Source organism: Wenzhouxiangella sp. YN1 (genome assembly GCF_056324145.1).
Map to the genome: position 1 here is coordinate 320870 of NZ_JBJNIO010000155.1, position 19637 is coordinate 340506.

Consider the following 19637-nt stretch of genomic DNA (forward strand, 5'->3'; position numbering starts at 1 on the left):
TTCAGGCAATCCACTTGAGCAAACGCGCCTTGAGCCGGCTGTAGGGCGGAAAACGGATGGAAACCTCGGGGAAGCGGCCGCGCTTCATCACCGCTTTCAGGTGAGACAGCCGCTCAAAGCCCGCCTTGCCGTGATATTGGCCCATGCCGCTCCCCCCCACCCCGCCGAAGGGCAGCCCCGGCACGGACATGAACATCAGCGTGTCATTGATGCACAGGTTGCCGGTCGACACCGCTTCCGAGAAGCGGCGTTCGGACTCGCTCGAACGCGTAAACAGATACGACGACAGCGGCTTGTCGCGCCGACGGATGAAGGCAATGGCGTCTTCCAGGCCATCGACTTCGATCAGCGGCAGGATGGGCCCGAAGATTTCATCCTGCATCAGCGGCGAGCTTGAGCTGACCCCGGTCATGACCGTCGGCTCGATGCGACAGCGCGCCTGATCCACGCGGCCGCCGATGACTACCTCACCATTGTCGAGCAGCCGCTCGAGGCGATCGAAATGTCGACGATTGATGATCTTGCAATAGTCCGCGCTGCCGAGACGATCCGGGCCGTACATTGCTGACAGCTCCTGGTCGATGGCGTCGATCAGCCGATCACGATCGGCGGCGGTAACCAGCACGTAATCAGGCGCAATGCAGGTCTGCCCGGCATTGAGACACTTGCCCCAGACAAGTCGGCGCGCGGCCGATGGGATATCAGCACCGGGATCGATCACGCACGGGCTCTTGCCCCCCAGCTCAAGCGTGACCGGCGTGAGGTGCCGTGCCGCCGCCTGCATGATGATCCGGCCCACTGCCGCGCCGCCGGTATAGAAGATGTGATCAAAGCGCTGCTCGAGCAGCGCGGTCGTTTCCTCGACCGCGCCTTCGACCACGCTGACGGCGCGGCAATCAAGATACCGTGGCACCAACTCGGCGAACAGCTGCGATGTGGCCGCAGCCACCTCGGAAGGCTTGAGCACGGCGCAGTTGCCGGCGGCCAGTGCCGCAACCAGCGGGCCGAGCACCAGCTGAATCGGGTAGTTCCAGGCGCCAATGATCAGCACCACGCCAAGGGGCTCGGGCTGCACCCAGCTGCGCCCGGGCTGGCCAACCAGCGGGGTTCTCACCCGGCGTCGTCTGGCCCAGCGCCTGAGGCCTTTGCGGGCGTGCCGGATTTCACTGAAAATCAGCGCCGTCTCGCCCAGCAGCACCTCCTGATACGGCTTGCCTAGATCCTGCGCAAGGGCCTTGCTGACGCGCTGCTCGTTTTCTTCCAGCATGCGCCCAATCGCCGCCAGCTGCTGGCGTCGCCACGCCAGCGGGCGCGTCAGGCCCTGCTCGAAGCCGGCGCGCAGTGCCTCGAGCAGCTGCGGATATTGCGCGACCTCAGTGATCTCGCTCATGACGATGCGGTCTCCACCGGGTCGACATCATGCGATCGGCTCGAAGTCCGCAGTGAAGTGCCGCAAGAATCGCGGCTCGCGGATGATTCGATAACCCGGTGCCTTGCGGCGCTGGTCACGAACGTGCTCGAAGGCCTCGATCAGGTAGTCGACGTGGCTTTGAGTGTAGACGCGGCGCGGAATGGCCAGGCGTACCAGCTCGCGCGGAGCGGGAATCAGCTGACCGTTACCGTCATACTTGCCGAACATCACCGAACCGATCTCGACCGAACGGATGCCGCCGATCCTGTAGAGCTCGCACACCAGAGACTGGCCGGGGTACTGTTCGACCGGTAGATGATCGTAGAGCTTGCCGGCGTCGACATATACGGCGTGACCGCCGATCGGCTTGATCACCGGAATCCCCAGACGATCGAGATGTTCGCCCAGGTAAGCCGTCGAGCGCGTGCGATAACGCAGGTAGTCTTCGTTGAAGATCTCTTCGAGGCCGATGGCAATCGCCTCCATATCGCGGCCGGACAGACCGCCGTAGGTTGTATAGCCCTCGGTAATGATCAGCACGCTGGTGCAGTGCTCGGCCAGTTCGCCATCCTTGAGCGCAAGAAAACCGCCCATGTTCACCAGCGCGTCCTTCTTGGCGCTGAACACGCAGCCGTCGGCCAGCGCAAACATCTCGCTGGCGATCTCGCGGCAGCTCTTGCTGCCGTAGCCATCTTCGTCCTGCTTGATGAACCAGGCATTTTCGGCAATTCGGCAGGCGTCGAGAATGAACAGAATGCCGTGCCTGCGGCACAGATCACGCACCGCCCGTGCATTGGCCATGCTCACGGCCTGACCCCCGCCGGAGTTGTTGGTCACCGTCAGAATGATCGCGCCGATATTGCCCGCCCCCCGGTCGTCGATCAGCGCGGCCATGCGCTCGACATCGGCATTGCCCTTGAACGCGAAATCGCTCTCGGCCCGACTCGCCTCCGGCGTGACGCAGTCGATGGCTTCGGCCCCGCTGTATTCGACGTTGGCGCGGGTGGTATCAAAATGCGTGTTGCTCAGGAACGTCTTTCCTTCGCCGCCCAGGTGGCTGTAGAGAATGCGCTCGGCCGCGCGCCCCTGGTGCGTGGGCAGGATATGCGAATAGCCGGTCAGATCCTTCACGATCCGCTCCAGGCGTTGCCAACTGGTGGATCCGGCGTACGACTCATCGCCACGCATCATGCCACCCCACTGCTCGGCGCTCATCGCCGAGGTGCCGCTGTCGGTCAGCAAGTCGATGATGACCTGCTCGGACTGAAGCTTGAACGGATTGTAGTGAGCTTGTTCAAGGTACGCTGTCCGCTGCTTGCGGGTGGTCATGGCGATGGGTTCGACGGTCTTGATGCGGAACGGCTCGATGACCGTGCGGAACGCTTCAGGCATGGCTGGCTCGACTCTCATAATCTGGAAACAACGTTGGATGATAGCGACACAGAAGGGCGACGTCACCCGCGCTGCCCGGGGGCCGATACAGCCGCCGGGCAAATGACGTTCATGCGAGCCGGCACAATTGTGTACAGAATGTGATCAACTGAGCACAATCTATGTGATATGCGTCACATTATTGCAAATCCATCGCGGTTTCCGCTGGCTTTTACCCGGCGCGATCAGGTATACCTCTCACGCGGTTTCGGGACGACCCGCAGCCGCTTAGCGATCAAGGGGAATCATAAATTGATCCTAATGGGAGACAATCCAACATGTTACGAAGACTATCGCTAGTCCAACTGGCCGGTGCCTTACTGCTGGCCGCAACCTTCCTCTCCACCGCGCAAGCCGCGCAACTCTACTCCACCGCAAATCCGATCGAGGGCCAGTACATCGTGGTTCTCAAAGACGGAGTCACTGCGTTCGGAGAAAACAACGCCAATGGCGTTTCCGTCGCTTCAGCGGCCGCCAGCATGGCGCGCACATACGGTGCAAAGGTCCAGATGACCTACGAGCACGTGCTGCCCGGTTTCGTCATCAAGGCCGGCCCGAGATCCATAGCCAAGCTGCTTGAAGACGACCGTGTCGCCTACATCGAGGAAGACGGCATCGTCTCGATCAGCGCCACCCAGAACAACGCGACCTGGGGCCTGGATCGTATCGATCAGCGTAGCCGTCCCTTGAGCGGAACCTACACCTACACCACCACTGCCAGCAACGTGCACAGCTACATCATCGATACCGGCTTGCTCGGCTCGCACAACGAATTCAGCGGTCGCGTGGGTAACGGCTATTCCGCCATCAACGACGGCCGCGGCTGGACCGACTGTAACGGTCACGGCACGCACGTCGGTGGCACGGTGGCCGGCACCACTTATGGCGTAGCCAAGCAATCCACCTTGCACGCCGTTCGCGTTCTGGGGTGTGACGGCTCCGGTTCCAACTCCGGCGTCGTTGCCGGAATGGACTGGGTTGCCGGCAATGCGCAGTTCCCGGCCGTGGCCAACATGAGCCTGGGCGGGGGCGCCTCGCAGGCAACCGACAACGCCGTGACCCGCATGCGCAATGCCGGCGTGACCGTGGTGGTTGCCGCGGGCAATGAAAGTCAGAACGCCTGCTACGGTTCGCCGGCGCGCTCGTCGGACGCGATCACCGTTGGTTCGACCACGAGCTCCGACTCGCGCTCGAGCTTCTCCAACTACGGCAGCTGTGTCGACGTGTTCGCACCGGGTTCGAGCATTACCTCGGCCTGGCACACGAGCCGCTCGGCCACCAACACCATCAGTGGCACCTCGATGGCCTCGCCGCACGTGGCCGGTGTTGCCGCACTCTATCTGGCCGACAACCCCAGCGCTTCGCCGAGCCAGGTCGAAAACGCCATTTACTCGAACGCCTCGAGCAACAAGCTCAGCGGCATCGGTTCCGGCTCGCCCAACCTCCTCGTCTACTCGCTGTTTGACGGCGATGGCGGCGGCGGCGGCGGTGGCGGCGGCGGTGGTGGCACCACCGAGCTGTCCAACGGCGTCCCGGAAACCAACCTTTCCGGCAGCCAGAACTCGGAATCGCATTTCGTCATCGACGTGCCGTCCGGCGCCAGCAATCTGGAAATCGCCACCAGCGGTGGCTCGGGCGATGTCGACCTGTACGTGCGTATCGGTTCCAAGGCGACCACCTCGACCTACGACTGCCGCCCCTACCGCAACGGCAACAGCGAATCGTGCACTGCCGCGAGCCCGCAGGCCGGCAGCTACTACGTCATGCTCCGTGGCTACCGCAGCTACTCCGGCGTGAACCTCGTTGCCAGCTTTGATCAAGCCGGCGGCGGCGGCGGCGGTGGCGCGCCCTGCAGCAACTGCACCGAATACACCGGCTCACTGTCGAGCGGTGGTGCGGCCATCGAACCCAACGGCGACTACTACTATGCTGCGGCCGGCACACACAACGGCTGGCTCTCGGGCCCGTCGAGCGCCGACTTCGACCTCGCTCTGTATCGCTGGAACGGCTGGGACTGGACTCGCGTCGCCCAGTCGCGCAGCACCTCGAGCGAAGAGCAGATCAGCTACAACGGCACGTCCGGTTACTACTACTGGCGCGTGGAGTCCTACTCGGGCAGCGGCAGCTACAGCCTGTGGCTCGATACCCCGTAAGCTGAAAGGTCAATCGACCTGAAGTGAAAACGCCCCGGCTCCCCGGGGCGTTTTCTTTTATAGTGTCGAGTCGACCACACCACGGATCGACGCATGCGCATGCTCAATCACGACAAGCTGACGAGAGCGCTTTTGCTGCTGGTCACGCTGGCCATGAACTTGTCGGCACTCGCGGCACCAGACGGGGTGGTTGTTGTCCGCCACGCCGAAAAGGCTGACAACGGTACGAGCGACCCGGCGCTGAATGCAGCCGGGCGCGAGCGCACGCGCGCACTTTCCCGATCTCTTCGGCAGGCTGAAATCGCCGGCCTGATCGCCACGCAATACCGGCGCACACAGCAAACGCTATCCGGCCTGGCTGAACGTACGGGGCTGGACATCATCACGGTACCGGCACAAGCAGGTGAAACGGATGCACACGTCGCCGAAATTGTCTCGCAGGTCAAGAGCATTCACGCGGCGGGCCTGCTGGTCATCGCGGGTCACTCCAATACCGTGCCCGCCATCGTCGAGGCGTTGAGCGGGCAATCGGTCCCGCCGCTGGACGAAACCGACTACGACCGAATGTACGTCCTGCTGCCGACCGGCTCAGGCATGACGGTCGTGACCGCACGATACGGCACAGCAGCGCCACCAGGGGAGGCGGCAAGCATCAGCCGTTGACGTGACATATGAGCGAGATCTTGCCACCGCGTACGTAGACCTGGATGGTCTTCTGCCGCAGGTAGAAGTCGTAGCGCAACCCTGCTGCTCCGCCATGGCGGTTTTCCAGCCGGATCACCCGATCGGGCTCGTGACGCAGCACCTTGCGCTCCGAATCACCGACCTTGAGCAACTCGTTGCCCAGGCGGGCCGATGAAAGCTCACAGCTGGCCTCGGTGACCGGCGCCAGCACCAGAACGACCACGAAAAGCAGCACACGCATGACTTCCACTCTTTATGACCCAGTGGCGAAGCAGCTTAGCATGCGGCAGCTGAGCGGCGGCTGAATCACCCGCGGCGGCGCTGGCGCCACTGCCGGGGCACTCCCCGACTGCAACCTCAGGGCAGCCAGAAATCGACGCGGCCTTTCAACTCCTCGATATCCTCGGCATACATCGCCTGCAATCGTCTCTTCTGCTCATCCGACCAGGGGTCGAAGCGTGGATACTCCGACCCCACCGGATAGCGCTCGCGGGCGCGTCGAATCCGTCGCCGCCCCGGGCGGACGCCGGCATATCGACTCAGCTCGGCAATCGCTCGGGCCGAAAAACCGGATTTGGGAGGTGAAACAAGCGGCGGCGGGAAGGACTCGACCGCACCACCAGCGTAGAAGCAAATGATGTCTTCGGCGTGGTCGCGGTAGTCTTCGTAGCGCCACAGGTGAATCGGCACACCGGGCAGCGCAGCCTGAAGATCAACTACCACGTCAGTCCAGCGACGAGCGGGAAGGTGCGGCTCGAACGGCTCGAACGGGTGGCGCCAGAGGCGCTCTCCCCAGGCCGAAGGCAGGAAGGTATCGTAGGAGCGAATAGCCATGAACAGCTCGAGGTCGCAGTCGGCGAAATACTTCAGGGCGGCGGCCGGCTTCTGGTACATGCGCATGACATTGGCCGAGTTGCCCAGAATGTTTTCGTCCGAAAACAGCCAGGTGCCCCGATGAAAGCGATGCCACGGCAGGAAAGGACGCCCCTTGCGAACCGGAGAAATCAGAAGGCGCCGCAGTCGCTTGAGCGGCACATAACGGCTACCCCTGGCAAGCCGGCACCCCGCCAGCGTCATCTGCAGGTGGGTACTGGCGGTCTTGTGTGCGCCAATATGGAAGCGGATACGGGTCATTCCGGAGAGTCGACTATTTGCTGCCCTCGCGGTAGCGCAGCTGAACGCCGCGCACCCAGGTTCGCATCCGCGTGTTCCAGCCCGGTTTGTGATAGCGCCCCTTGGCCTGATGACGAATCCGGTAGATGCCGGCCACCGGTACCGGCATGCCTTCGCTGCCCAACAGCCAGCGGAAGGCGCGGTCCTCACGCGCTTTGGCAAACCGGTCGGTGGGCTGCTGATAGACCGCAATATCGCGACAATAGCCGCAGGTTCGGGCGACATCGCCATGAGTGATCTGCATGGCGCCCACCGCGCGCGTGTAGTCGCGGCGTGAAAAGGCGGCCGGATCGATATCCACCAGCCGCGGTTCACGCGCGGCCTCGAGCACCGGATCGCCGGGCTCGTAGACCGGTGAGACAAATTCATGAGTGGGGTAGACCAGAACGTCGCGCCGTCCTTGAAGGGCATAACCCATGGCATCCAGGCAGCCGTCGCGAAACAGCACGTCACAGTCATTGAACCAGACCCAGTCGGCCTTGCTGTCGAGTGCGGCCCGGTTGCGGCCAATGGCACGGCGAAACAGCCGCGGCGGGTCCACCGCCTGCCAGTTCCAGGTCACATTGGGTACTTCCATGCCGCCAAACAGCTTCAGCAGAGCCACGGTATCGGCATCTTCGGTCGCGTAGAACACCGTCATGGTCACGTCGATCTCCTGCGGCGGATCGTTGACCAGAGAGCTGAGCTGATAGGCCAGCAGGTGGGCATAACCCCAGCAGTGGCTGACGATCTCGATGTGCAGCCGTCCCTTGCGCGCAGTCCGTTCGGATGCCGGCGGCGCCGGTTTCTGAAACCAGCGCGCCGGCAGTTTCAGGCTGACCGCCAACCAGATGGCGGCCAGACGAAGTCGATACCCCAGCCCCCCTGCCGGAGCAATGCTTTCAGACATGGGCACTCTCCCGAAGGCCGCAGCAAGGGATCCGTGATGGAAAGAATCTCGAGTCGTTCAATGAAAGCATGATGTCGTCGGCAACCGGAACGCTCATAGACTAATCGTGGAGCGTCATCATGGCAAACCCTCGTCGCTGACGGAACCGTGCCAGGCCCGACCGTGACCACTCTGGATCATGCCGGCGACTCCGCAGGCAACCGCTACAATATCGTTCCCGGAGCATGCCGGAGCCATCAGTGAGCACAGGGAAATACCACACCCCCGTACATGACTCACCGAATGGCGACGTACTCCAGAACCGCAGGAACGCACCAGGGACCCGACCGCATGATTCAGCAATGGGGCGAACTGACCAGCGAAACACTGGCGACAATGACGGCGCGGCGGCCGGTGGCCGTGCTGGTGCTCGGCGCGATCGAGCAGCACGGCCCGCACCTGCCGCTGGCCACCGACTCGATCATCGGCGAGGGCCTGCTGGCCGCCGCAGCCGCAACGCTGCCCGAAGACTTTCCGCTGATCGCCCTGCCCACGCTCGAGCTTGGCGCCAGCGACGAACACGCCGACTTTACCGGCACCCTGAGCCTGCCGGCCGACCAGATGAAACACCAGGTCAGAGCCATCGGCGAAGGCCTGGCGCGCGCCGGACTGCAGCGGCTGGTGCTGATCAACGCCCACGGCGGCAACATCGGCTGGATGGAAGATGCTGCCCTCGCGCTCAGGCGCCAGCACCGGCTGCTGGTCGTCAAGGCCAGCTACATGCAATTCAACGCGCCGGCCGGGCTGGTCGGCGGCGACGAACTGCGCGATGGCCTTCACGGCGGGCAGGCCGAAACGGCCATGATGCTGCATCTGGCACCCGAGCTGGTCGACATGAGCCGGGCGCGAAACTTTACCCCCCGCCATGCACACGGCGACCCGCTGCCGCCCGAAGGCGAAGCCTCATGGGCCTGGCTGGCCGAGGATCTGCACCCTGACGGCGTGGTCGGCAACGCCGCAGCCGCGACCACGGATCTGGGCAAGAGTCTGGTGGCCCACTATTCCGGAAGGCTGGCCGACATCCTTGCTGCCTGTCGCAACAAGAACTGGCCGCCCCCGGACGTATAGCTGGCCGTGCGGCTCGCCGGGGGGCTACTCGCCCAGCACCTCGTCGAGCAGGTGCCCCGAGCGGCTGGCCTTGGCCTTGAGATAGCGGCGATTCTGGGGCGTGACCCGTCCGTAGAGCCCCTCGCGAGCCACCACGTCGATGCCGCCTTCATCCAGCGCGCGAACCTTGGCCGGGTTGTTGGTCAGCAAGCGTACGCGGCTGATTGACAGATCGGTCAGGATGTCCACCGCCACGCGATAGCGGCGATTGTCGTCGCCGAAACCGAGCACCCGGTCGGCCTCGACCGTGTCCAGCCCGGCGTCCTGCAGTTCATAGGCGCGCAGCTTGTTGGCCAGGCCGATGCCCCGCCCCTCCTGCGCCAGATAGAGCAGCACCCCGCCGCCGAGCTTCTCGATGGCGCGCACGGCGTTTTGCAGCTGCTCGCCGCAGTCGCAGCGCAGGCTGCCGAACAGATCGCCGGTCAGGCAGGCCGAGTGCATTCGCACCGGTACCGCGTCGGCCCATTCGGCCGCCTCGCCGATCAGCACGGCCACGTGTTCGCGCAGGCCGTCGGGCTCGCGAAAGAGCACGAAACGCGACCGACCGGATTCACCCAGCGGCACGTCGGCCTCGCTGACCCGGCGCAGCATCCCGGCGCCCGACTCGAAGCAGCGCTCGGCCAGGCCCGCGGGCACGCGCAGCAGGCTGCCGTCGGCCACGGCCTGATCCACCGCCACCTGCCGGCTGCTGTCGACCCGCGCGGTGAGCACGGCCGGCACCAGCAGGGCCCGCCGCATCAGCGCCAGCGCGGCGCGCTCGCCCGGGCCGGCCGGCCGCAGCGCATCGAACAGCTCGTCGTGCGCTCCACCAGCGGCGGCAGCAGCGCAGTAGAGGCTTTCGGAGCTCAAGCCATCGCCCCGTTTCAGCGGCAGCGAGGCGGGCTCAGTCTGCCGGGCAAACCCCATCGCCTGCAGGCGATGGCCAGTCAGCGTCAGCGCCGGCGCGCTGCCGGCAGTCGCGAAAATATCGGTCAGCTCGGCATCCCCGATCGACTCCATCGGGTAGACCAGCAGATCGGAGTCCGGCTGTTCGTCGCGGGCCCGGATGACGACCGGCAGACCGCGGCGCAGATCAAAGATGGCTCGTTCTACTTGATGCATGGGTTTCTCGCGGCCTGTGCCATGATGTCTTGCATGAGCGATGAACTTACTTCAAATGGGGCTCGATTGCGTGAATTGCCAGCTTATCCCACCGCCAAGCGCGCCGCAGGCGATCATTGCGACCGCATCTGGCGGCTGCTGATCGAAGCCCGGCATCACGACTGGGCGCACCATTCGACGCTGCGCGCCGCCCTGCCCCATGGCGAGGTGGCAATTCATCGCTCGGGCGACTGGCATGCCGAAACCCGGCTCGACGGCGGCTCGGGCGCGCTGCTCGACGTTTTCGCCCCGATCGTCAGCGCTGAGCGGATCGTCATCGCCCAGCTCGGGCAGAGCCTGGACGGGCGCATCGCCACGCGAACGGGGCACTCGCACTACATCAACGGGCCGGTGGCACTGGAGCATCTGCATCGGCTTCGAGCGCTGGTCGACGCGGTGATTGTCGGCGCCGGCACGGCCTGCGCCGACCGGCCTCGCCTGACCGTGCGCCACATCGACGGCCCGGATCCGACGCCCGTCATCATCGACCCGCGCGGCCGGGTGCCGGCCGCAGGCCCGCTCTTCGACGACACCCCACGTTCCCGTCCGGTGCTTCATCTGATTGCCGAGCACGCCGAACCGGCACCGGCACCCGATCACGTCGAGCGCGTTCGGCTTGCGGCCAGCGACGGCGCGTTCAGGCCGGCGGCGATCGTGGCCGCGCTCGAAGCGCGCGGGCTGCGGCGGCTTCTGGTCGAAGGCGGCGGCGATACCGTCTCGCGCTTCATGGCCGCCGACGCGCTCGACCGGCTGCACCTGCTGATCGCACCGCTGATCATCGGCTCGGGACGCAGCGGGCTCGACCTGCCCGCCATCGACCGGCTCGACGACGCCCGCCGGCCGCCCGCTCGCAGCTTCGCGCTGGGAGAGGAGCTGCTGGTCGACGCGCCGCTGCGCTGATCCGGGCGGCGCCCGCACGGGGTCAGGTACGCGGCCGCAACAGCAGCACGACGGCACCGGGCAGCGACCCGATGAGCACCACGATGCCGTAGGCGATCGCCAGCGCCGCACCCTGCTGCGCCGGCAGCCCCAGTGCCAGCCAGACCGAGGCGGCGGCCGCCTCCCGGAAACCCCAGCCGGCCACCGACAGCGGTATCACCATGGTCAGCAGAATCGGCAGGGCCACGGCCAGCAGCAGGCCGAAGCCGACATCGATACCCAGACCACGGCCGATCAGCGCAAAAACCAGCGCATAGCTGAACACGATCACCACTGATGCAGCGAGCTGCCGCGGCCAGGCGCCGGGCGAGAGCAGCGCCCGCTGCACGGCCCGGCGCAGCACGCGCCAGTGATGCGGCCAGCGACACATTGCGGCACCGGCGGCCACCGCGACCAGCAGCAGCACGAGCACCGCCCAGAGCCGGATTTCGCCTGCCCACTGCCACAGCGCGACCAGCAGATCGCGCCAGGCGGGCACCAGCACCAGGACCGACAGCGTGGCCAGCACCGCCACCACCTGACCGGAAGCCCGTTCGATGACCACCGCCTGCCAGGCCGGGCCGGCTGCGTCGCTGTGGCGCGCATGCCGGTGCGCGCGCAGCGCATCGCCGGCCACGCCGCCGGGCAGCGTCTGGTTGACGAACAGCGCCAGGTAGTAGTCACCCACCGCCCGCGACCACGGCAGCGACAGCCCCAGACGCGCGCTGGTGAATCGCCAGCGCCAGGCCGAAACCAGCGTCTGGACGACGGTCATCGCCAGCGCAGCAATCAACCAGGCTGGCGAGATATCGGCCACCCCCGCCACGATGGCGACCGGATCCAGCCACCAGGCCAGGCCGGCCAGGATCGCCAGGCTGACGGCCCAGCGAAGCCCGACAGCGAAGCGGCGCAGTTCAGCCATCGCTCGTCGGCAGGGCAAGGACATCCACATGGCCGATGCGGAGCCCGACGGCGCCGTCGCGCAGCGCGGCCAGGCGCCCGCGCTGCCAGCGCTCGATCCAGCCCCTTGTCTGTCCCGCGGCAACCGCCAGCGCAGCGCCGGCCCAGTCGGCAACCAGCGCGCAGCCGAGTTCCACCGTTCGTTCACCGCCGGCTTCGAGCCACCAGTCCGAGCGCTCCATCCGAACCTGCAGCCCGGCGCGCTCCAGCGCCTGCGGCAGACAGTGCGCGGCATCCGGGCCCAGCGCCTGGCCCAGGCGCTTGTCTTGCCGCTGATGGCGGTTGAACAACTCGACCATGGTCTTGTCTTCGGCACTATCGGTTGCCCGTCCCTGCGCATCGACGAACCCGCGGCAGCCATCGACCGTCAGCGCGAAAAGGCCGAGCGCGCCGCTGCTGGCCAGCCGCTGCGCCAGCGCCTCGGTCCACTCGCGCGAGACCAGATCGAACAGCGCCGAGGCCGTGACCAGATCGGCGCCGGCCAGGTCATCGTCGGCCAGTTCGGCCAGATCGAGGCAGCGTGTCTCGACCTTCACGGCCGGCCGATCACGCGCGCCATCGACCGCGGCTCGACGCGCGGTTGCAAGCAGCGTCGGGTCACGATCGAGCAGTCGCCAGTGCTGATTTTCGAGCAGGCGCGGCGCCAGCCAGCGCAAGTTGCTGCCCGTGCCCGCGCCCAGATCGACGACCTCGAGCGCGCCCCGCCCGGCCAGCCAGCGCGAGGCGAGAGTGGCCAGCTTCCGCGAACGTGCGGCGGCGTCGGCGGGCTCGCGCAGCGCCAGCCAGCCGCTGTCGAACACCGCGCTGCCTTCAGCCATCAGACCGGCGACGCCTTCAGCGCGGCGGCGAACGCCCGCCCGGCCGCAGGCCAGTCGCGCAGGCCCTCGCGCCGGGCCGCGGCTCGCTGCGTCAGGCGGTGACGAAGATCGGCGTCGTCGAGCCACCTGCCAAGCGCTCCGCGAAGGCCGTCGGCATCGCCCGCGGCCACCTTCAGGCAGCAGTCGTCCGGAGCGGTAGCGGCCAGCGCGCCGCCGGTGGTGGTAATCATCGGCAGCCCGCGGGCAAGCGACTCGCCCACCACCATGCCGTAGCCCTCGTAGTGCGATGGAAGAACGCAGGCTGAAGCCCGGTGGTACTCGGCGGCCAGGGTCTCGGCCTCGCACTCGCCAAGGCACTCGATGCGGTCGCCCAGCCCGGCCTTGCCGATGGCGGCAACCATCTGTTCGGCCCAGGCGGTATCGCGCTGCACCGACCCGGCCAGCACGCAGTGCCAGTCGCGATCAGCCAGCCCCGCCAGCGCCCGGATCAGCACGTCGTGCCCCTTGCGCGGCGTCAGGGCGGCCACGCACAGCAGCCGCTGGCGGCCGCTGTTCTCGCGCCCTTCCAGGCGCGCGGCGACACGATCGGCCAGCGGCGCGGCATCGACGCCGGGCTCGATCACGTCCGCGGCCCGGTCGTCGAGCCCCAGAACCTGCAGGCGCCGGGCCGTGAACGCGCTGGTGACGATCACCCGTCCACAGGCGGCCAGCGCCCGGTGCTCGAGCGCCAGAAAACGCGCGCGCGCGGGCGCGTCCAGGCCGGTCTCGTCGGCCAGCGGATGATGAACCAGCGCGCTGATATCGAGGCGTTGCGACTGCCCGGCCAAGGCGTCGGGCAGGCCGCCGAGCGCCAGGCCGTCGATGACCACGCGCGCGCCGTCAGGCAGCCGCCGCAGGGCGGCGTCCATCGACTCGCGGGCCTGGGTATCGGCGTCGGGAAAGCGCCCGGCAAGTCCGACGACCTCGACCGACCAGCCCAGCCGGCGAAGCTCGCGCACGATCCGTGCATCGTAGAGATAGCCGCCGGTACGCTGGTCGGGGTCGCCCGGCACGATCCAGGTCAGCGCCTCGCTCAAATCGCCGCCTCCCAGGCCGCCCGCGCAAGGTGAGATTCACTGAGCTCGACCCTCAGCCGCGTCAAACCCGTTGCCGCCGGCCCCAGCCGGCCTGTTGAGATGGCGCTGACCAGGCGCTCGAAGATCACCCGCGCCATGAACTCGGTCGTCGTATTGCGGCCGGAAAACTCGTCGATCTCGTCGAGATTGCGATAATTGAACTCGGCCAGGATCTCGCCGAGCACCTCGCCGGCCAGGCCGATATCGACGACGAGATCGTTGGCGTCGAGTTCGGGGCGCATGAAGCTGGCCTCGACCACGTAGGTGGCGCCGTGCAGGCGCTGAGCAGGCCCGAAGGCCTCGCCGTCGAAACTGTGGGCGATCATGAAGTGATCGCGGACGGTCAGTGAGTACATCGTGGATTCCCTCTCCTCGTCAGGTGTCATCGCAGGTGTCATTGCAATGGTCATTGGATTGGCCGGGCGGCTCGCCGTAGTCGACCCGGTGGCAAAGCACCTCTCCCGGGCCCTGCAACAGCGGCGGCAGGTCTTCGGGCAGGGTTTCGAAAGCACTGGCGCCGGAGATCAGCTGATCGAGCGCCGGATCGGCCAGCAGCGTCAGCGCCAGCGCCAGCCGCCGGCGGTGACTCCAGCGCGGCTGCCGCTTGGGCGGCAGTTGCCCGACCTGGCTGCCGATCAGGCGCAAACGGCGCGAATGGAACGCCGCGCCCAGCGGCACCGCCGGCCGGCTGTCGCCGTACCAGCTCATCTCCACGACCCGGGCCTGATTGCCGGCCAGGCCCAGCGCGGTGCCCAGACCGGCCTCGCTGCCGCTGGCGTGGATGACCACGTCGCGCTCGGCAGCGGCCTGTTCAGGCAGGGAAAACCCCACCCCCAGGGCAGCAGCCAGGCGCTCGCGCCGGGGCAGGATATCGACCAGCGCGACCTCCGTTCCCGGCATGCGCCCGGCCAGCCAGGCCGCCAGGGCGCCGACCGCACCCGCCCCGACCACGGCCACGCGATCACCGGGCCCGATGCCGGCATCCCACACGCCGTTGATGGCGGTTTCCAGATTGGCCGCGAGCACCGAGCGCCCGGCGGGCACGCCCTCGGGCAGCGGCAAGACGGCCGCGGCGGGAACGACAAAGCGGTCCTGGTGCGGATGCAGGCAAAACACCTGCCGGCCGATAAGCGGGCCCGGCCCGGCCTCGACCACGCCCACCGCGCTGTAGCCGTACTTGACCGGCGCCGGGAAGTCGCCCTGCTGAAAGGGCGCGCGCATGCGCTGATGCTCCGAGGCCGGCACCCGGCCGTGAAACACCAGCGCCTCGCTGCCGCGGCTGATGCCCGAATGCAGGCTGCTAACGCGCACGTCCCCGGCAGCGAGCGCCGGCAGGGTCTCGGGCCGGATCTCGCCGCGGCCGGGCGCGATGGTCCAGAACGCTCGGGCGATGTCGGTCATCTGGCGGGGCTCGCTTCGTCCATTGGTCGATCATCACGATAACCCAGTGATGCCCGCGTTGACGTGCCCGTTCGGCGTGATGTGCGAGTATGTAGACGTGATGCACACCACAGTGTGGAGGCACGGCAATGCGCAAACCCGCGATTGTGGTCGACCTGGCCGTCGGTGCCGGGCTCACCGGAGCACTGGCGCTGCTGCTGGCCGCCCCAGAGGCCGCGGCGGCCGTAATCACCGCCCTGAGCGTTTATCTGGCGGTCTCGGTGTGGCTGGTCATCGCCCGGCGCGATGACGCCGCGCTGGGCTGGGCCAACCGCGTGACCCTGCTGCGCGCGGCCATCGTGTGCGCCCTGGCCGGCACGCTGGCCGAGCCGGCGCTGTTTGTCGATCGCGCGCAAGCCATCGTCGCGCTGGTCGTGCTCGTGCTGACGCTCGACGGCCTCGACGGCTGGCTGGCACGGCGGCTGGAGGAGTCCAGCGCCTTCGGCGCGCGCTTCGACATGGAAACCGACGCCGCCCTGATCCTGGTACTGTGCGCCGGCCTGTGGCTTTCGGGCCTGGCGCCGGCCTGGGTGCTGGCCATCGGCCTGATGCGTCCGGCTTTCCTGGCCGCCGGTCTGATCCACCCCGCGCTGTCGCAGCCTCTGCCCGAGAGCTTCCGCCGCAAACTGGTCTGCGTCGTTCAGATCGGCGCCCTGCCGGTCGCCCTCCTGCCCGGCCTGCCCGAGGCGCTGCGCCTGACGGCGCTGGCCGGCGCCCTGCTCGCCCTGATCGCATCGTTTGCCATCGACACGACCTGGCTGCTGCGTCGGCATCGACTATCCGCAACCCCCGAATGGAGGACACCATGAAAACCATTGCAGAGCTTCGCTGTATCCCGACCGCGCTGGCGCTGGGACTGGCCACCGCCGCGGCGGCCGAACCCGCTACCTTCGAAATCGACGCGGAACACTTCTCGATCGGCTTTCTGGTCGAGCACGTCGGCTATGCTGACACCCTCGGGCAGTTTCTCGAAGCCGAGGGCCATTTCGTCTACGACGAGTCGGCCAACGAACTGAAAAGCGGCGAAGTCACCATCGAGGCCGACAGCGTGTTCACCAACCACGAGCGCCGCGACAAGCATCTGCGCGGCGGCGATTTTCTCGACGCCGGCGATCACGACAGCATCCGCTTCGAGGCCACCGACTGGCAGCCGTCCGAAGACAACCCCGAGCGCGGCACGCTCGAAGGCGAACTGACCCTGCTGGGCAAGACCCGCCCCGTTGCGCTGGAGGTGACCATCAACAAGGCCGCCGAATATCCCTTCGGCCACGGCGAATACACCCTGGGCATCTCCGCACGCACCACCATCGAGCGCAGCGAGTGGGGCATGACCTACGGCGTCGACAAGAACCTGGTCGGCGACGAGGTCGAACTGATGTTCGAGCTCGAGGCCAACCGGCAATGAAGCATCTGCGTGTGCGCGTGTGGTGTCAGCCCTGATGAAGCCGTAGCACCACGCCGTCACGCAGAATCCGGTGGGGATCGGGAAAGTTCTCTCTGGCGACAGCGGGAATCACTCGCCATGAGGAGCCGGGATGCGCTTCCTGGAAATGTCCGAACGCTTCAGCGCCCGGCCCGCTGATCTCGCCCACCACCAGGCGCCCGACCATGCCGGCGCCTTCGTGCGGGATGCAGAAATAGTCATACACACCGGGTACATCGAAGCGGCGCTCGAAAGCGTCTCCGGGATTGACCAGATAACCGGAATCCCAGGGCTCGGCTGAAGCGGGGATGCGCAAGGGGCGCGCGCCGTTGGCGGGGTGATAGGCGGTGACGGTATGCACGCCCGACTCGTTGAGCCAGCGCACAGTCTGACCTGGCCGCACAAACAAGCCGATTGGCGAGTAAGCCACCGTCGCACCCGAGCGATCGCTTGTTATCCGGATGGTAACGTGGTCACCAGCGTCAGCGCCGCCAGCCCGAACCACCCCGGCCGCCCCGGAGGCAACCAGCATGGAAAGTCCGGAGTAAACGAGAAACTGCCGCCGCTTCATCGTCTTCAGTCCAACTTGGCGGTGTCGGAGTCGACGTGCCAGAGAACAATGTGATAGTGCGGCTCGGCAACTCCCGGATGGCCAGCGTTGTACTGAATATCGGTCTCGGCCACCACCCGCCCGGGCGTTGCCAGAGAATCGAACGCTGCGTGCTCATTCAGATCATCCAGGGGAATCATGTAAATGGTGGACACCAGCCTGTCGTCGCGGTCATAGGCCAGAAAAGGCCCCGCCGGAAGCGTCTCGGGCTGAACATAAAGCGCGCCCATCCCGGGAATGAAATCCGGCAGCGGCACCAGGTCGCTTACCTGGTCATAATCGGCACGCAGATCCGTATCCGAAACCGGGCTTTCGTCTGCGCCAGCCTGAACAGCAAAGCCCAGAAGCGCAGCTGCAAAAGTGGCAATGATCAGATTGTTTTTCATCATGTTCTCCTTGGAAAGTATGTGTATCGGCTTGCTGTGAGTGGCCCTTGATTACTTGCGTCAGGCAATGTTCAGCTTTTCGAACACGACCCGCACCATTCGGTCGCAGTCGTGTCCGGCAAAGCTGAAAGTCGATCCCAGAACGTCTTCGAGATCATGGGAAATACTCTTCTTGATAAGCTGTCGCGCCCGGTAAACCCGCGTCTTGACGGTAGCCGGCACAATTTCCAGAACTTCGGCAGTTTCCGCCACCGAGAGCTGCTCGATCTCGCGCAGCACAAAGGCGGCGCGAAAGTTATCCGGCAGTGTGTCAACAGCCTTTTCAAGCAAACGCCGAAGCTCGCGTTCATGAACGCTGTGTTCAGGCGTTCTTGTCTCGACGCTCCGCTCATCGGCCGAGTGGCCTGACGGCGTTCGCTCATCATCGAATCGGACCACCTTGTTTCCATTCTTCCTGATCGTCATCAGCGCCTCATTTGCAACGATTCGCGAAAGCCAGGCACCGAAGCCATGCGGCCCCCGGAACTGGGCAAGAGACTGAAAAGCACGGATATAGCCGTTCTGAACGGCATCCTCGGCCTCCGGAGAGTTTCTGAGAATGCTGCGCGCCACGCGGAAAAGTCGTTGGTTGTAACGCCGCATGATCAGCTCAAACAACGCCTGCTCACCGGCACGGATGCGCGCCACGACTTCAGCGTCGGACAGGCAGTCCAGGCTGGGCCGGGGTTTGGAAGAATCCATCTTTGTCCGAGGCATCGCTATGCTTCCAGGCTCGTATTTGACACCCCATTGATGCAGCTGCAGGCAAAAGGGTTCCCGCAACTCAGCGTACATTTCTGCGGACACTTGCCCGTCGAGCGTCAAAAGCTGTTCAGATGCTGCTGGTGGCAGGGCGCTGCCAACGCGGTCTGCGTCCGCTGGTCAGCGCCACTTACGCGCTAACGCGCCGCGGCCTCCGCTGCCGCGTCGGTCAAAACCATCAGCTGCGACAACACGATTCCTGCCCTCGCTTTTGGCCCTGTAGAGTGCTGCATCGGCGCGCTGCAAGATTGCTTCAAAGGCTTCGCCACGGCATCCGGCAGCGTAACCGACGCTGATGGTCACGCTGATGACATCATTGGGAACGTGAATCGAAAAGTGTTCGCTTTCGCGGCGCAGGCGCTCAGCTCCCAGACGCACGGCTTGTTCATCGGCGGCAGGCAGCAGCACCAGAAACTCTTCCCCGCCGACGCGGCCAACAACAGCTGCGGCATCCGCCAGTCGCTCCAGCTCACCGGCCAGCTCGGAGAGCACAGCGTCGCCGGCCTCATGCCCCCAGCGGTCGTTGATCGACTTGAAGTGATCGATATCGACCACAATGACGCCCAGCACTGGCTGTTGCGTGCCCTGCTCGGCCCAGTCGTCGACAACCTCTCTGATGCCGCGTCGATTAAGCAGGCCAGTCAGTGGGTCCCGCCGAGCCTGATCAACGTGTCGGCAGGCCAGCAATGAATACTGCAGCGCCAGAAAACCGACGGCCAACGCGAGCATGAACAGCATGGAGCCGACGCTGAAGGTCACCCCATGATAGGTTGCCGGTATTCTTGCCGTGGTCGGCAGAAGCTCGACGGCGCTGCCGTAGGCCCACAGCAGCAGCGGCAGGTACGCCGCGGCAACCCATCGCAGGGCGCGATAGATGCCGGCCATTTCCCGGCGCGGCGGCCTTGCCAGGGCAGCAAGCAGGGCGACGAGGAAAACCGCCTGCCCGAACGCCGTCGTCACCACCCGCCAGCGCGCGTTCGGATAAGCCCACTCCCACAACCCCAGCTTATTCATCAGACTGCCTCTTTCACGCTGAGTCAAGCCGGCTTTGATGGATTTTGGTCACCCAGCTTGCAGGTTCGGCTCGATGGTGGGTCTGGATGGCATTGATTCGCCAGGATTTGGCATTTTTGAGGCTT

General features: G+C 65.8%; 21 protein-coding genes. 6 read left to right on the forward strand and 15 right to left on the reverse strand.

Annotated features, from left to right (window positions below):
- Position 1: 1 nt before the first annotated feature.
- Together ACEWQZ_RS12710 and ACEWQZ_RS12715 are read right to left on the reverse strand one after the other, a co-directional pair.
- Entirely contained in the window at positions 2–1390 is a 1389-nt protein-coding gene (locus ACEWQZ_RS12710; RefSeq protein ID WP_476483471.1) for an aldehyde dehydrogenase family protein, read from the reverse strand.
- 27 nt (positions 1391–1417) lie between these two features.
- Positions 1418–2803, reverse strand: a complete 1386-nt coding sequence (locus tag ACEWQZ_RS12715; protein WP_476483472.1) for a tryptophanase — start codon at positions 2801–2803, stop codon at positions 1418–1420.
- Positions 2804–3120: 317 nt separating this feature from the next.
- On the opposite strand from ACEWQZ_RS12715, the gene ACEWQZ_RS12720 reads away from it, so the two are divergent.
- Together ACEWQZ_RS12720 and ACEWQZ_RS12725 are read left to right on the forward strand one after the other, a co-directional pair.
- On the forward strand, positions 3121–4995 hold the full coding sequence (locus tag ACEWQZ_RS12720; protein ID WP_476483473.1) for a S8 family serine peptidase: 1875 nt from the start codon (positions 3121–3123) through the stop codon (positions 4993–4995).
- 93 nt (positions 4996–5088) lie between these two features.
- Complete coding sequence (locus ACEWQZ_RS12725) at positions 5089–5658, forward strand: SixA phosphatase family protein (protein WP_476483474.1); 570 nt, start codon at positions 5089–5091, stop codon at positions 5656–5658.
- On the opposite strand, the gene ACEWQZ_RS12730 is transcribed toward ACEWQZ_RS12725, so the two are convergent.
- The 3 genes from ACEWQZ_RS12730 to ACEWQZ_RS12740 all read right to left on the reverse strand — a co-directional run bounded on the left by ACEWQZ_RS12730 (position 5648) and on the right by ACEWQZ_RS12740 (position 7741).
- Entirely contained in the window at positions 5648–5920 is a 273-nt protein-coding gene (locus ACEWQZ_RS12730) for a hypothetical protein (RefSeq protein WP_476483475.1), read from the reverse strand. The two genes, ACEWQZ_RS12725 and ACEWQZ_RS12730, sit on opposite strands and share 11 nt — an antisense overlap.
- 116 nt (positions 5921–6036) lie before the next feature.
- Complete coding sequence (locus ACEWQZ_RS12735) at positions 6037–6813, reverse strand: hypothetical protein (RefSeq protein ID WP_476483476.1); 777 nt, start codon at positions 6811–6813, stop codon at positions 6037–6039.
- 13 nt (positions 6814–6826) lie between these two features.
- Complete coding sequence (locus tag ACEWQZ_RS12740) at positions 6827–7741, reverse strand: glycosyltransferase family 2 protein (protein WP_476483477.1); 915 nt, start codon at positions 7739–7741, stop codon at positions 6827–6829.
- 330 nt (positions 7742–8071) lie between these two features.
- Here ACEWQZ_RS12740 and ACEWQZ_RS12745 point away from each other — a divergent pair, with 330 nt between their 5' ends.
- The gene (locus tag ACEWQZ_RS12745; protein ID WP_476483478.1) at positions 8072–8848 is read left to right on the forward strand and encodes a creatininase family protein; all 777 of its coding nucleotides are present in this window, start codon (positions 8072–8074) and stop codon (positions 8846–8848) included.
- 24 nt (positions 8849–8872) lie between these two features.
- On the opposite strand, the gene ribA is transcribed toward ACEWQZ_RS12745, so the two are convergent.
- On the reverse strand, positions 8873–9988 hold the full coding sequence (gene ribA, locus ACEWQZ_RS12750; RefSeq protein WP_476483479.1) for a GTP cyclohydrolase II: 1116 nt from the start codon (positions 9986–9988) through the stop codon (positions 8873–8875).
- Positions 9989–10054: 66 nt separating this feature from the next.
- On the opposite strand from ribA, the gene ACEWQZ_RS12755 reads away from it, so the two are divergent.
- Positions 10055–10927 (forward strand): RibD family protein, encoded by an 873-nt coding sequence (locus ACEWQZ_RS12755; protein ID WP_476483480.1) that lies wholly within the window; start codon positions 10055–10057, stop codon positions 10925–10927.
- A gap of 22 nt (positions 10928–10949) precedes the next feature.
- On the opposite strand, the gene ACEWQZ_RS12760 is transcribed toward ACEWQZ_RS12755, so the two are convergent.
- Genes ACEWQZ_RS12760 through ACEWQZ_RS12780 form a run of 5 tightly spaced genes read right to left on the reverse strand, consistent with a single transcriptional unit; the run spans position 10950 to position 15239 of the window.
- Positions 10950–11867, reverse strand: a complete 918-nt coding sequence (locus ACEWQZ_RS12760) for a lysylphosphatidylglycerol synthase transmembrane domain-containing protein (protein WP_476483481.1) — start codon at positions 11865–11867, stop codon at positions 10950–10952.
- Entirely contained in the window at positions 11860–12723 is an 864-nt protein-coding gene (locus ACEWQZ_RS12765; RefSeq protein WP_476483482.1) for a class I SAM-dependent methyltransferase, read from the reverse strand. The genes ACEWQZ_RS12760 and ACEWQZ_RS12765 overlap by 8 nt, the downstream gene beginning before the upstream one ends.
- Positions 12723–13799, reverse strand: a complete 1077-nt coding sequence (locus ACEWQZ_RS12770) for a glycosyltransferase family 4 protein (RefSeq protein WP_476483483.1) — start codon at positions 13797–13799, stop codon at positions 12723–12725. The genes ACEWQZ_RS12765 and ACEWQZ_RS12770 overlap by 1 nt, the downstream gene beginning before the upstream one ends.
- Positions 13796–14194 carry a 6-pyruvoyl trahydropterin synthase family protein gene (locus tag ACEWQZ_RS12775; protein WP_476483484.1) on the reverse strand — a complete coding sequence of 133 codons (399 nt, stop codon included), beginning with the start codon at positions 14192–14194 and terminating at the stop codon, positions 13796–13798. Before ACEWQZ_RS12775 ends, ACEWQZ_RS12770 begins: the two co-directional genes overlap by 4 nt.
- Positions 14195–14213: 19 nt before the next feature.
- Positions 14214–15239, reverse strand: coding sequence for a zinc-dependent alcohol dehydrogenase (locus tag ACEWQZ_RS12780; protein ID WP_476483485.1), 1026 nt, complete (start codon positions 15237–15239; stop codon positions 14214–14216).
- Between the two features lie 128 nt (positions 15240–15367).
- Here ACEWQZ_RS12780 and ACEWQZ_RS12785 point away from each other — a divergent pair, with 128 nt between their 5' ends.
- Positions 15368–16087, forward strand: a complete 720-nt coding sequence (locus tag ACEWQZ_RS12785) for a CDP-alcohol phosphatidyltransferase family protein (RefSeq protein WP_476483486.1) — start codon at positions 15368–15370, stop codon at positions 16085–16087.
- Complete coding sequence (locus tag ACEWQZ_RS12790; protein WP_476483487.1) at positions 16084–16683, forward strand: YceI family protein; 600 nt, start codon at positions 16084–16086, stop codon at positions 16681–16683. Before ACEWQZ_RS12785 ends, ACEWQZ_RS12790 begins: the two co-directional genes overlap by 4 nt.
- A 25-nt stretch (positions 16684–16708) precedes the next feature.
- Here ACEWQZ_RS12790 and ACEWQZ_RS12795 read toward each other — a convergent pair whose 3' ends face one another.
- The 4 genes from ACEWQZ_RS12795 to ACEWQZ_RS12810 form a co-directional block, all read right to left on the reverse strand.
- Entirely contained in the window at positions 16709–17272 is a 564-nt protein-coding gene (locus tag ACEWQZ_RS12795; RefSeq protein ID WP_476483488.1) for a plastocyanin/azurin family copper-binding protein, read from the reverse strand.
- Positions 17273–17277: 5 nt separating this feature from the next.
- Complete coding sequence (locus tag ACEWQZ_RS12800) at positions 17278–17700, reverse strand: hypothetical protein (RefSeq protein ID WP_476483489.1); 423 nt, start codon at positions 17698–17700, stop codon at positions 17278–17280.
- A gap of 57 nt (positions 17701–17757) precedes the next feature.
- On the reverse strand, positions 17758–18531 hold the full coding sequence (locus ACEWQZ_RS12805) for an RNA polymerase sigma factor (RefSeq protein WP_476483490.1): 774 nt from the start codon (positions 18529–18531) through the stop codon (positions 17758–17760).
- An 87-nt stretch (positions 18532–18618) separates the two neighbouring features.
- On the reverse strand, positions 18619–19512 hold the full coding sequence (locus ACEWQZ_RS12810; protein WP_476483491.1) for a GGDEF domain-containing protein: 894 nt from the start codon (positions 19510–19512) through the stop codon (positions 18619–18621).
- Between the last annotated feature and the right edge of the window lie 125 nt (positions 19513–19637).